At 56.2% G+C, this 12151-nt stretch carries 10 protein-coding genes and 1 pseudogene; 5 read left to right on the top strand and 6 right to left on the bottom strand.

Features of this window, described 5'->3' with window-relative positions:
• The first annotated feature begins 4 nt into the window (after window positions 1–4).
• The gene (locus OHL23_RS23925; RefSeq protein WP_263354552.1) at window positions 5–919 is read left to right on the top strand and encodes a LysR family transcriptional regulator; all 915 of its coding nucleotides are present in this window, start codon (window positions 5–7) and stop codon (window positions 917–919) included.
• A 224-nt stretch (window positions 920–1143) separates the two neighbouring features.
• Here the strand turns inward: OHL23_RS23925 and OHL23_RS23920 are convergent, their stop codons facing one another.
• On the bottom strand, window positions 1144–2124 hold the full coding sequence (locus OHL23_RS23920; protein ID WP_263354797.1) for a LysR family transcriptional regulator: 981 nt from the start codon (window positions 2122–2124) through the stop codon (window positions 1144–1146).
• 123 nt (window positions 2125–2247) lie between these two features.
• Between OHL23_RS23920 and OHL23_RS23915 the strand changes: the two genes are divergently transcribed.
• From OHL23_RS23915 to OHL23_RS23905, 3 genes are all read left to right on the top strand, one after another.
• The gene (locus tag OHL23_RS23915) at window positions 2248–2847 is read left to right on the top strand and encodes an SRPBCC family protein (protein WP_263354551.1); all 600 of its coding nucleotides are present in this window, start codon (window positions 2248–2250) and stop codon (window positions 2845–2847) included.
• A gap of 41 nt (window positions 2848–2888) precedes the next feature.
• Window positions 2889–3662: an SDR family NAD(P)-dependent oxidoreductase gene (locus OHL23_RS23910; protein ID WP_263354550.1), complete on the top strand. Its 774-nt coding sequence runs from the start codon at window positions 2889–2891 to the stop codon at window positions 3660–3662.
• Window positions 3663–3750: 88 nt separating this feature from the next.
• Window positions 3751–4623 carry an NmrA family NAD(P)-binding protein gene (locus tag OHL23_RS23905; RefSeq protein WP_263354549.1) on the top strand — a complete coding sequence of 291 codons (873 nt, stop codon included), beginning with the start codon at window positions 3751–3753 and terminating at the stop codon, window positions 4621–4623.
• 264 nt (window positions 4624–4887) lie between these two features.
• Here the strand turns inward: OHL23_RS23905 and OHL23_RS23900 are convergent, their stop codons facing one another.
• The 3 genes from OHL23_RS23900 to OHL23_RS23890 are packed head-to-tail and all read right to left on the bottom strand — an operon-like array spanning window position 4888 to window position 9401.
• Entirely contained in the window at window positions 4888–5313 is a 426-nt protein-coding gene (locus OHL23_RS23900) for a hypothetical protein (protein WP_263354548.1), read from the bottom strand.
• A gap of 5 nt (window positions 5314–5318) precedes the next feature.
• Window positions 5319–6086 carry a hypothetical protein gene (locus tag OHL23_RS23895; protein WP_263354547.1) on the bottom strand — a complete coding sequence of 256 codons (768 nt, stop codon included), beginning with the start codon at window positions 6084–6086 and terminating at the stop codon, window positions 5319–5321.
• A 51-nt stretch (window positions 6087–6137) separates the two neighbouring features.
• Entirely contained in the window at window positions 6138–9401 is a 3264-nt protein-coding gene (locus OHL23_RS23890) for a WD40 domain-containing protein (protein ID WP_263354546.1), read from the bottom strand.
• A gap of 494 nt (window positions 9402–9895) precedes the next feature.
• Here OHL23_RS23890 and OHL23_RS23885 point away from each other — a divergent pair, with 494 nt between their 5' ends.
• Entirely contained in the window at window positions 9896–10639 is a 744-nt protein-coding gene (locus tag OHL23_RS23885; protein WP_263354545.1) for an SDR family NAD(P)-dependent oxidoreductase, read from the top strand.
• 221 nt (window positions 10640–10860) lie between these two features.
• Here the strand turns inward: OHL23_RS23885 and OHL23_RS23880 are convergent, their stop codons facing one another.
• Complete coding sequence (locus OHL23_RS23880) at window positions 10861–11712, bottom strand: sensor histidine kinase (RefSeq protein WP_263354544.1); 852 nt, start codon at window positions 11710–11712, stop codon at window positions 10861–10863.
• 36 nt (window positions 11713–11748) lie between these two features.
• Window positions 11749–12096 (bottom strand): annotated as a pseudogene (locus OHL23_RS29030) (DUF4118 domain-containing protein); the annotation flags it as partial.
• Window positions 12097–12151 lie beyond the last annotated feature (55 nt).

Here is a 12151-nt window from a genome sequence, read left to right as displayed (position 1 = left end):
CATTATGCGTACGACGCAGTTGCGCCAGGCAGACCTGAATCTTCTTGTTGTTTTCTCGGTACTTGCCGAAGAGCGAAATGTATCGCGTGCCGCCAAGCGGTTGCTATTGAGCCAGCCTGCGGTGAGCCGCGCCTTGCAGCGGATGCGAGATACATTTCACGATGATCTGCTAGTGCGGACGGCAAAGGGTTATGAACCAACGCCGCAAGGGGAACGTGTTCTCCGGGAGCTTGAGATCATGTTGCCGAAATTGGATCGACTCATCTCGGGTTCGACCTTTGACCCGGCGACAGAGCATTCTTCTTTCCGGATTGCGGCAACGGACAATGCGACCTCGATCATTGCACCGATCTTGTGTCGCGAGGTTCTGCCAGCTGCGAAACAGGTCCGCTTTACCTTCGCGAGCTGGCGAGGCGATGTCTTCGAAGATTTGAGTCACGGTCGACTCGATCTTGCTTTGATTGGCGATGAAGGTCATGTGCCTTCGCCCTTACTGACCGAGGTCATTTACGAAGAAGAACTCGTCTGCATTGTTGCGGCAGATGCTCCCTACCAGCGTCAACTTACGCTCAAGCAATATCTCGCGGCTGAGCACATCGGTGTTGACGTAGTGGAAGGGACGCAACATATACCGGAGAAGCGTCTCGCGGCGCACGGTCATCGCCGTCGAACCGTGATTACGCTGCCATATTTCGGCGCGGCTACGCGGTGCATTCCTGGGACCAAACTGATTCTGACCGCACCCCAACGATTCGCCAGAGCTGAGGCCGAAAATCGCAAGATCAAAGTTCTAAAGGCGCCGGGAGAGATCACCGGCTTCAAATATCTGATGATCTGGCATCCGAGAGTAAACACCGATGCCGCGCACGCATGGCTCCGGAGCGAGATCAGGAGAATCGGTCGGACGATAAGTACGTGATCGTCTTGGCGGAAGGTTGCTCCGGTGAATGCTTCTTTCCTCGTTCCATTCCAGGCCCTTCAGTGGACTACAAGAAAATTCCGGCGAAGATCTCGGTTCGATCCCTCCTGACGATCCCAGAGCGGATGATGCTGTCCATGGCGGAACTTGGCAACTTGCCTACAGAGAAATCAATTGGAAAATTACCCGAAAGAATAGTGCTTGGATAGCCAAACCGATTCGCCCTACTCATCGGATTCTTGGGCCTTGCTCCTATAACTCTTTGATGTAGCGCGCGTTGCTGTCTCGCTGCGACCGCCCGACGTGTTGAGGTGTGATGCCAGTACCGTGCTGTACAGAAATTCGAGGAACGCTCGCGTCTTAGGTGGCAGATACTGCCGCGATGGATAAAAGGCATACAGGGGAAAGCGTTCATCCTGCCAATCGGGGAACAGCGACACCAGTCTGCCGCTCGCAAGATATGCTTCAACTCCCAAGTCGAGGACCTGAGCTATTCCATATCCAGCCAGGCAGACCGCATGCATCGTTGCGACGTCAGTCAATAGAAGCTGGCTCTCCGTCTCAATCTTGATCTCCTTTCGACCCTTGCGAAAGACCCACTCAAATGCCCGGCCGGTCTCCGGGTCACGGAAGTCGATCATTCGGTGTTGTTTATTGACTGTGAGTTCCTGGGGATGGGATGGATGGCCATGTTTCTTGAGGTAGCTTGGGGATGCCACCGTTAGAATTCGGGAGTCCAGAAGTCTTCGCCCGACAAGGCTCGATGGACGAGGGTCGCAAAACCGAATTCCGAGATCATATCCATCTGCAACCAGGTCCCCAAGGCTCTCTCGTGTGATCAGGTCCACTTTCAACTCCGGGTACTCCTTCATGAATCCGCTCAACTGCGGTCCAAGAATGAGCTGAGAAAAATAGGGATCGATATTCACGCGCAACCGTCCGCGGACCGTGACTTTTCCTTCCGCCAGGGACGATGCCGCATCTTCGAGCGCAGTTAGTGCAGGTCCGATGGTCTCGTAGAATCGTCTCCCCTCATCGGTCAGAGAGACGGAACGGGTTGTCCTCTCCAATAACCGCACTCCAACTCGAGCCTCCAAGCGGGCGACTGCTCGGCTGACACCCGGTTGAGAGACGTTGAGCGATCGCGCCGCGGCTGCAAAACCGCCCGATCTTACAACTGCGGCAAGCGCGTTGACTCCATTCATTAGGCGGTCGTCGAGGTTCATAGACCTATGCTATCCGGTTATAGGTGAAATGCAACAATCATTAGTTCCGAATCAATCCTGTTGAGTCACATATACGGACGCACTGAACGGTGAGAGGCAAAAATGACAGCAAACAGTATTCGCAAAACAATTATCAGCGTGCTCCTGGCAGGGTTGGCGATGTCCATGTCCGGCAACGCCCAACCACCAGCGCATCAGGGACTTACTTTCAACGGCGATGGCGCGATGCGATCCGACAAGATCCACTGGCCGAAGGGATTCGATCCGAAAGAGGCTGATCTTTTCGCCCACAACGAGATCGTTGTGCACGCAGGATGTGGCACGATCTTCGCCAATCTGGTCGAAGCGGAGTCCTGGCCATCGTGGTATTCGAACTCCAAGGATGTGAAGGTGCTCAACACGCCGGACCACAAGCTACGAAAGAATGCACGATTGTCCTGGGAGACATTCGGATTCCACATTGACAGTCGGGTGAATGAGTTCGAGCCGGACAGTCGGCTCGGCTGGTTCGGCGATGGCAACGGAGTGCACGCCTACCACACGTTTTTCTTGGAGAAGACCTCTGAAGGCTGCCACATCATCACGGAAGAGGTCGTCAAAGGGCCTGGCGCCATCCAGTTCCGCGAAGAGCAACCCAGCGCGATGCACGAGGGCCACCAGCTTTGGCTGACATCCTTAAAAGAACGTTCAGAGAAGAACTGAGATTCGCACTGCAGCAGTTCCAAGAATGGAGGGACACGATTATGGCACGCGTATTCATTACCGGATCGGCGGACGGCCTCGGAAAAATGGCAGCGGAGTTACTCATCGAGCAGGGGCATAAGGTGGTCTTGCACGCTCGCAGCAAGACTCGCGCGGAGGAGACTAAGAGGAACGTCCCTCAAGCGCAAGCGGTGGTCGTTGGTGATCTGAGCAGCATTGCTCAGACCCGAAGTGTTGCCGAGCAGGTCTATGCGCTTGGCACATTCGATGCGGTCATCCACAATGCGGCTGTCGGTTATAGGGAGCCTCAACGTGTCGAGACGGTCGATGGCCTGTCGCATGTATTCGCAGTGAACACGATCGCGCCCTACGTCCTGACCGCACTGATCTCAAAGCCGAAGCGGCTCGTTTATCTAAGCTCTATGCTTCACCAGAACGGCGATCCGACCCTTGAGGATCTGACATGGCAGTCTCGTGCCTGGGACGGAGAGCAAGCCTACTCCGACACGAAGCTGCACAATGTGCTTCTCGCCTTCGGGATTGCACGACGTTGGCCCGGTGTCCTCTCGAATGCACTCGAACCAGGTTGGGTTCAGACGAAGATGGGCGGGGCCGAGGCAACAGGCGATCTGGACCAGGCGCACCGCACTCAGGTCTGGCTTGCGGCGAGCGACGATCCTGAGGCATTGGTGACGGGAGAGTACTTCTATCATCTCCGCCGAAAGGGAACGCTTCCTGCAGCTCGGGACGTTTCGAAGCAGGATCAACTGTTGGCAATCTGCGAGCGGCTCAGTGGCATCGCGCTTCCTGAGTAACAAACAACGATAGAGGTTTTCCGGTGGCCGCACTCTTCCGTTCACTGTAGCCACCCCTAACGACAAAAAGAAACAAGGAGCGAATCACATGTATGCAGTTATGGGAATCACAGGAAACGTAGGCGGTGCGGTTGTACGGTCTCTCCTCGCGCGTGGCGAAAAGGTTCGTGGCATCGTGCGGAACCCGGAGAAAGCCGCAGGGTGGCAAAAACAGGGGGTCGAATTGTTCAAGGCTGACTATGACGATGCGGAAGCGCTGACTGCGGCGTTTAGCGGTGTCGATGGCGTCTTTGTAATGGTGCCTCCCAACTTCGCCCCAGCGCCGGGGTATGTGGAGACCAAGGCGGCTCTCGAAGTCCTTCACAAGGCTCTTTCGAAGGCCCGGCCACCGAAGGCGGTTTATCTCTCCTCGATCGGAGCCGAACAGACGAGTGGATTGGGTCTCATCACCAGCTCACATCTTCTCGAACAGACGTTGGGCGATCTGCCGTTCCCGCACGCATTTCTTCGCGCAGGCTGGTTCTTCGAGAACTCGGCGGGTGACGTCGCGAGTGCCCGCGACGAAGGCCAGATTCAATTCCAGCTCTATCCCCTGGATCGGAAGTTTTCCTTGGTGGCAACCGCCGACATCGGAAAGGTTGGCGCGGAGACATTGACGCAGAACTGGAAGGGAACTCGGCACATCGAGGTCGCTGGGCCAGAGGGCACCAGCCCCATGGAAATAGCAGAAGCTTTTGCGGATGTTCTGGGCCGCCCAGTGGAGGCTGTTGCCGTGCCGCGAGACCAATGGGAGAAACTCTGGGTCTCTCAAGGGATGCCCGAAGGACGCACTGCTCCACGAGCTGAGATGGTCGACGGTTTCAATTCGGGATGGATTCACTTCGGCGCAACCGGTACCGAGCATGTGGATGGGACCACACCCGTTCGTGAGGTGATTGCTCATCTTGTCAGTCGGAGCTAACCGATCAAGGAGTTGAGTCACGCGGCGGTCCGTTGCAAGATGGGGCAAGCATTACAGATGATCTGGACCAGGCACGCCGCACTCAGGTGTGCCTGGCTGTAAGCGATGACCCTCCCGCTTCGGTGTCCGGTACGCATTCAATAATGCGGGCATTTCCGGTCCTAACAGGCCTCTAGCAGTGCAATCGGAGGCAGGTCTTTCGTCATGCTGGCTTCGCTCCTCAAAAGAACGCGCAAAGACGCCCTGGTCGGCGGGAAAAGTGCCTCACGATGTTGAGGAATGAGCGTGAGTCGATCTGCCAAAAAAGAAGGAGAGCGAGCCCGCGACCAGAAATGAGCTGCTGGCTGCAATCGAATCGAGATACTTCATCAAGTCAGCAGGTGAATCCTGTTCAGCGATGCTGAATGCAATTGTTCGCCAAGCGAGGAGAACGTTCCAAAAGAGTACGAGTCCGAGCGCAACCCACGCCAGTCCCGCTGGTGGATTCGACAGACGATGCTTTGGCTGAGCAAATATGCTTCCTAATACCACTCCCAATTGGGCTGAGTAGATGCCGAGTATGCGCAAGAGGACAGACTGGAACTCCTCCGGCCACATTGCAGTCCGGATGTGAAACAAGGCTACGAGTTGTACAATCAGCCCCAGGAAAAACATTCCCATCAATCCGTACCGGGCTCGATTCATCGTCACGATCTTTATTCCTTTCCGGCCTTCATCTGATCGATAAGGCTCCTAACGAAGTCATCAGCGGAGCGAAGGATAATGGGGTTGCTGGTGGGCTGGAACTTGTCGGAGTGAGTGCGCCCCTCCATGACCAGGGTCTGGACATGCAACGAGTACTTGGTCGAATCTGCATCAAACGGAAACGACAGCAATAGCGCAATCTGCGCGGTAACGCCCGCTGCAACGGTCGGGGTCGGAAGCGGCGTGAACGTCGTTTTGAGTAGCGTTACTTCCTTATCCCGCCGCGGATGATAGCGAAATGCTTTGTTCAGCACACTGTTCGCCTGTTCCTGGAAAGACAGGCGCGAATCCCATGTGAATGCCTGAAAGTCTTCCGGAAATGACGTCTCGTCCGGGAGGCCCAGGACCGGTGGTTGCGCGGCGACAATGACAGTCTCCTTCAACGGGACGGAGGCAAGCACCTTTCCATCGGGACCGTCTCGAAATTCGAGCAATGAATCGTTCGAGATATAGCGGAAGCTTCCCTTTGCGGGGACGATGCCGAGGTCTTTGACCCAGACCGAAGTGCGATCGGGAAAGTTGTAGTCGTACGCAATGGAGTAGCCTGGCGCTTCGTTCTTCAGGAAGACCTTGACTACACTTTTGACCTGCACATTGCCCGAATTGCCACCGATGGCCGATTGCGGGAGGGCGCCCGCAGAGGGGCTTCCCTGAGCAGGTGCGATCGGTGTCCCAAGTGCACAGGTGAGAATAATCGAAACTATGCATTGGTGACGCATGGCACTCTCCTTTCGGGCCAGAGCATCGCCGACTTTAGCGGTCCGCAGAACTCAGTTTGCACTTAAGGCAAAGTCCAAACCAACAGATTCTGTAAGAGGGACTTGGCGATAGCCAACCGCCTTTTCCGATTGGTCCGGCAGACGATCCTTCAGATTCGCGATCAGCTGGCTCACTGTTTCCTGTCCCGGACTTGCCTTCAATATGTCCAGGATGGTGGCCGCCAGGGCGCTTTGGTTCGAGCGTATCTGCACCGCGTATTGCAGAGGCAGAGTCGCGGCAATAATGTGCACGCCAACTCCGCTTTCGCGAGACTCGACCTGTCCTTGTTCGAGATGCGCACGCTGTTCTTCAACTCGCGCCTTAATCTCCCCAATCTTGCCGAGCGCCTCCACAGCTCCCCCGGATTGGCACGCGTCAATCATCAATACAATCCTTCTAGCAGGCATGTTGCGCAATGCCTCGGCAAGGGCCGCAGTATTCAACCCTGTGTTCCGTATATCGATCCTCCGGCCGTCATATGGCACGAAGTAAAACATCTCCTCTCCCAACGGCGCAACGCCGTGACCTGCGAAATAGAGCAGGACAACATCGTTGTCGCCCATACTTCCTGCAATCTCCGCCAGTTGGTCCCGCAGGGCTTTCCGGGTAGCGGACTTGTCGAACAATCCTGGCCACACCCTAACCTGTGCGTAAGGTTTCCTCCTGTTGCTGCTTTGGCTGATAAAGAAGTCCTCGATCGCCTTGGCGCTGCTCACGGCATATGGCAGCACATCGAATCCTGATTCCGCAGGATACTCGCCCACTCCCACGGTCATGACATGAAGCGTCGACTGGGATGTTGCAGATTGCTTGCCGTCCCATGGGGTTGCAAACGTCTCGGGCTTCCAATTCTGAAGCTGGGTCATCTGGCTCGTGCTGCCGGCTCCAATCGGCAATTCCTTTTGGTACTTACACGCATGATCGTCCGGAACCACCCGGAAACCATTGACTTCAGCGGGCAGATCCGGTCCAGCATCCGCCGGCGCCTGAACAGCCACCGCTGGAAGCTGTTCGAAGCATACGATTGGCTGTCCGTCGCGAACCTCAACACGTGCAAGCTTCTGCGCCAGCAGGCTGCGAAGTCCGGGGAGCTGAAGTGCCGTCGCGATATCCACCTGGGCGCGTGGAGGATGGTCAGTCAAACTGTCGGCGAGCAGCCCAGGGTGATAAAAGTCCGTAAAGAAGCTAGCCAGCGGAGTCACCGTAGCGTTGTCGCCGCCTCCGCGCCACGCTATCTCCTGCATCGCATCGGCGGTGCCGTCGAAGAGACCGTCAGGCGCAACTGCCAGCCAGTCTTTCCCATTGGAAAGAGAAAGCAGCGTAAGACGCTCCTGTTGCGTTCGGGTGTCCCATATGCGGGTGGAACCATCCGCGCTGCCCGAGATCAGCCAGGAACTGTCGGGACTGAAAGCGACGCCACTCACACTCCCGGTGTGTCCACTGAGACGAAAGTTCTTATTTCCCGCAGAGAGATCCCACAGCGCCACGCTGTTGTCGGCGGCTCCCGCAGCCAGCCATCGCCCGTCGGGGCTGAACGCGATACCCGATTGAAAACTGGCCAGAGTAGGTACATCAAAGCTCTGTGCAGGGTCAGTTGAACCGATCTCCCACAACATCGCCTTATCGTCCTGGCCGACTGCTGCCATCCGCTTGCTGTCGGGGCTGAATGCGATGGCTGAAATTGTTCTCTCGTATCCCCGCAGAGCGGCTACCAGTTTTCGTGTGCCCATGTCCCACACCTGGATCTCGCTCTCAAACTGGTTCTCCGGTTTCGATTTTTTGGAAATCCAGCTGATCGCGGCGGCGACCAATCGGCCATCAGGGCTGGGGGCGACATCGTCAACAAGATCGACTGTGTTCGGAATGTAGTCTACCGGGAAGGCTCCTGCTTCGCGTCCAGTGGCATTGTCTACCAACTTAACGCTTTTCTCTGCTCCTACAATCAGCCAGCGCCCATCGGCGCTATAGGCAAAATGGCCGCCCTTCACGTTCCCGAACTCACGGCCACTGGCGAGGTCCCAGCTCTTGATGTGCGACCCGATTTCGGCACTCAACCGGCGCCCGTCCGGGCTAAACTTCAAGACGTCAACCCCGGCTTTCTGTTGCGTGAATGCACTCACCCTCCTGCCGGTTGCAACTTCCCACACGCTCACGATCGACGTAGGCAGCGTGCCCGCGCGATTTCCGGGTGGGGAATTATGGCTCGTCTTATTCGTCACGGCCCGCGCAGCAGTATCAAGTCCTGAACCGGTGGCAAACAGGCGCCCGTCCGGACTGAAAGCCACGACATTGATCCAGCCAAGCCCGGTTACTGTGTGCGCCTCAAGCCCGGTGTCGGCATCCCAGAGCCTCACTGTCATGTCCAAGCCGCCTGAAGCCACGAGCTTTCCGTCGGGATTGAACGCTACCGCGTTGGCCTGTCCGGTGTGGCCCGACAAAGTCTGCAGCACGCGCCCCGTCGCAACATCCCAGATGCTGATCGTGTTGCCGTCTTCTGGCAGACTGGCCGTGGCCAATCGACGCCCATCCGGGCTCAACGCCAAGCCGGAGAATCCGCCGATCATGATGCTTTGAGTCCGGGTTCTTCGCACGGAGCAGACCTCACGGCCTGCCGTGACATCCCATACTTTCGCTACCTGATCCGCACTGCCGGTCGCCAGCCAGCGCCCATCCGCGCTAAAAGCCATTGCTGAAACAATCTCCTCATGACCCTCGAGACTCTTGACTCGTTCCCCTGATGAGAAATTCCAGATTGTGATGGATGGTGTGTAGGTCGTCGTCGCGAGCCATCGCCAATCCGGGCTGAGAACAGCCTGGTGATGGTCATTGAGCTCGAGCTTGCGTACCGTCTGTCCTGTCGCAACATCCGAGATTGTTAGTTCGCTTTCAAGGTAGGCGTCGGAGGCGAGCGATCGTCCATCCGGGCTGAAGGAAAGAACTCTGGGTATATCCGTGTGGCCGCCTATGGAGCGCAGTTCGCGACCAGTCGTAACATCCCACACTTTTACCGTCATGTCCGCGCTACCGGAAGCCAGCAACCGGCCATCCGGACTAAAAACCACGCTCGTGACCGAATCGGAATGACCGCTCAGCGTTCGAACTTCCCGTCCGTTCGCAACATCCCACAGCTTCAGGGTCTTATCGTTGCTCGCTGAAGCCAGCCAGTTGCCGTCGGAACTGAAGGCCACAGCAGTTATATCCGAGCTGTGCCCCGTCTGCACCACCAATTCCGGGCTTTCAGCAGTAGAGGACTGTGCAAGCAACCAGCCTTGCACGAGCGCACACCCGCCTAAAACCAAGAATGCAAGCAGTTTCAGCTTGTGATTTTTCCTGGCTGACCAGAGAGGCCTTCGGATGTGTTGGAAGTGTGACCTCATGGCGCCACGCTCCAGGGAAAACTGCGCCCGTAGTGAATCCGCCTGATATTACCGGTCAAATAATATCTCATTTTCAGGCCGCAAGTGAGTAATACTCATTTACAAGAAGCCGCCACCGGAGTTCAATGAGCGCTAGGGTCTGTTAACTCAACAATAGAGGTCTAAACTTCCAAAGCCGATTCTCCGCTCAGAAGGGTCCCGAACTCCTCGCTATCGGGAGTCAACCGCTCATGAAGCTAGGTCCGTGGTATACCGAAGTTCTTCTATCCCGGGCCGAAGTCCGTCACGCACCTAATGTCCTCGCGTATCTTCGTAACCGTGCAAAGAAAGTTCAGGGACGGAAAGAAGGTCCATGTTACAACTGAAATGCAACCGCTTGGGAGCACGGCCAGATGCAAACCTCAATAAGAACACACGAGGGGCACGTAGCGTTGGTCACCGGCGCCGGCCAAGGCATCGGCCAAGCGATCGCATTGGCACTGGCGGAACGAGGCGCACGAGTGATCGCGACCGACCTCAAACAGCCGCACGAGACCGCAAGGAAGATTGGCCCCACGGCAACCGCGCTTCAACTTGATGTGACTCGGGAAGAGGATTGGCGTTCGGCATCCCTCAAGAGCCTGGAAGTGGGCGAGGTAGATATCGTAGTGAATAACGCGGGTTATTTCCCGAACCGCCATATCGAAGAACTCGATCTGCCGACGTGGCGAAAGACGATGGCTACTAATCTCGACTCGCACTTCTTGAGCGCGAAATACTTCTTGCCAGCCATGAGGAAGAAGAGGTGGGGCCGCTTCGTCGGCATATCTTCAAACATGGTCGGATTAGCCATAGCAGGCATGAGCCACTACATCGCCTCAAAGATGGGAATTATTGGATTCATGCGGGGTCTGGCGAATGATGTTGCAAACGATGGTATTACCGCGAATGCAGTGTTGCCTGGTCTAATTAACACGCTCGCAACCGTGCCTCAGTCCGAGGAGCAAAAGCGCTCCACCTGGGAACAGCAAGCCATCAAGCGGCTCGGCGAACCCGAGGATGTAACTGGCGCAGTTCTATTTTTGACAACCGATGATGCGGCATTCATTACCGGGCAGGCAATTGTCGTAGACGGCGGTCAGTATCGTATCGGCTAGGCCGGTATTTACGTGTTTATGGAGAAGTCCAAAAGTGAGCCAAAGCCAAGTAAATGCATTTCGCCGAGTCACGCATAGATTAACGGATCGGTACTCATCTGTCGGCATCGTGACTGGAATGTAGTGAGTTAACGTCGCGCCAGGACCTTCAAGTCTCTCTGACGCTGCGGCGTTTCCCGTTACTAACCGTATTGCAAGCACGCGCAGTTGCTTCAGATAGTTCAGGGGATTTGCGTTCCGTCAGCGGTTCCAGTGCGATCTCCTGAATCAGCTGAGTCGCCTGTCCCGCCGCTGATCGGCAGTGTGAAAGAAAACCGTGCGCCGCGCGGAGGGTGGTCAGCAGCCCACAAGTGTCCCCCATGCGCTCCAACAATGGAACGGCTGATCCGCAATCCTATGCCCGTGCCGTGAGGCTTGGTGGTAAAGAATGCATCAAAGATCTTGTCTTCCTGCCTCGGCGGAAGCCCGACGCCGGTATCGGTGACCGAGATCAATACCTGGCCATCCTCACCGCGCTGCGACTGGACAGTGAGTTCGTGCGTCCCATTCACATTCTTCATCGCGTCGATGCTGTTCATCATGAGATTCATCAACACCTGTTGCAGCTGCACGCGATCTCCCACCACCTGAGGGAGGTCTGCAGCGAGTTCTGTCCGGGCGGATACGGCGAATTGTGTTGCCTCGCTATGCAGGAGAAGCACCATTTCTCGAATAATCTCGTTGAGATCGACAAATTCCCGTTGCAGACTATCCTTCGTGAAAAGCAAGCGGGCTCGGTTGACGATGTCTCCCGCACGCGTTCCGTTTTGTACGAATCTTAACGCAGCCGCGCGCGCCTCCTCCAAATCAGGTTGATCGCGGGATAGCCAGCGCAAGCATGCGTTGGCGTTCGCGATGCCTGCCGTAATCGGTTGATTGACTTCGTGCGCGAGCGAGGCAGTCAGTTCTCCCATGCTGCTTATACGGCTGGCGCGTGCCAGATCCGCCTGGGACTGCCGAAAGGCCGCCTCGGTTTGCTTGCGCTCACGGCTCTCCGCATAAAGTGCCTCGTTGGTATTCTCGAGATCCTGCACAGTACGTTTCAGGTCATCACGCGCGCGCCTAAGCGATTCTTTGGCGTTCCTTTGCGCAGCACTCAGGAATCCAATTAGAAGATTTGACACAATATACATTAAAAGTCGGGGCAATTCCGGGGGCTTTGGCCCCAACGAATAGTTCGGATGCAGGAAGTAATAATGGAACACGAGAGAGGAGAGCGTCGTCGCGAGCAAGCCTGGTCCGACTCCGCCGTACCACCCACTCAACATGACGACGCAGAGAAACAGTGTTCCCGGAAAACCTATATGCGGAGCCGCCCATCGTGAAATGATCAGTGTTGAAGCAATCAAGAGAACAGCAAACCCGTAGCTCCAAGTCCGAGACGGCTTGAGCGACAGAATTTGATTGAGTCTGGACACTCTCAACTCCGATGAAAGGGGGCCGGCTCTTGCAATTGGTCACCCGATATTCCCG

This window comes from Acidicapsa acidisoli (genome assembly GCF_025685625.1).
Lineage (GTDB): Bacteria > Acidobacteriota > Terriglobia > Terriglobales > Acidobacteriaceae > Acidicapsa > Acidicapsa acidisoli.
This window is presented reverse-complemented; position numbering and strand designations above follow the sequence as displayed.

Excerpts from the sequence above, each read along its gene's own strand:
- OHL23_RS23925 (WP_263354552.1), top strand. The coding sequence starts at position 5 with ATGCGTACGACGCAGTTGCGCCAGGCAGACCTGAATCTTCTTGTTGTT.
- OHL23_RS23895 (WP_263354547.1), bottom strand. The coding sequence starts at position 6,086 with ATGCGTCACCAATGCATAGTTTCGATTATTCTCACCTGTGCACTTGGG.
- OHL23_RS23885 (WP_263354545.1), top strand. The coding sequence starts at position 9,896 with ATGCAAACCTCAATAAGAACACACGAGGGGCACGTAGCGTTGGTCACC.
- OHL23_RS23915 (WP_263354551.1), top strand. The coding sequence starts at position 2,248 with ATGACAGCAAACAGTATTCGCAAAACAATTATCAGCGTGCTCCTGGCA.
- OHL23_RS23905 (WP_263354549.1), top strand. The coding sequence starts at position 3,751 with ATGTATGCAGTTATGGGAATCACAGGAAACGTAGGCGGTGCGGTTGTA.
- OHL23_RS23920 (WP_263354797.1), bottom strand. The coding sequence starts at position 2,124 with ATGAATGGAGTCAACGCGCTTGCCGCAGTTGTAAGATCGGGCGGTTTT.
- OHL23_RS23910 (WP_263354550.1), top strand. The coding sequence starts at position 2,889 with ATGGCACGCGTATTCATTACCGGATCGGCGGACGGCCTCGGAAAAATG.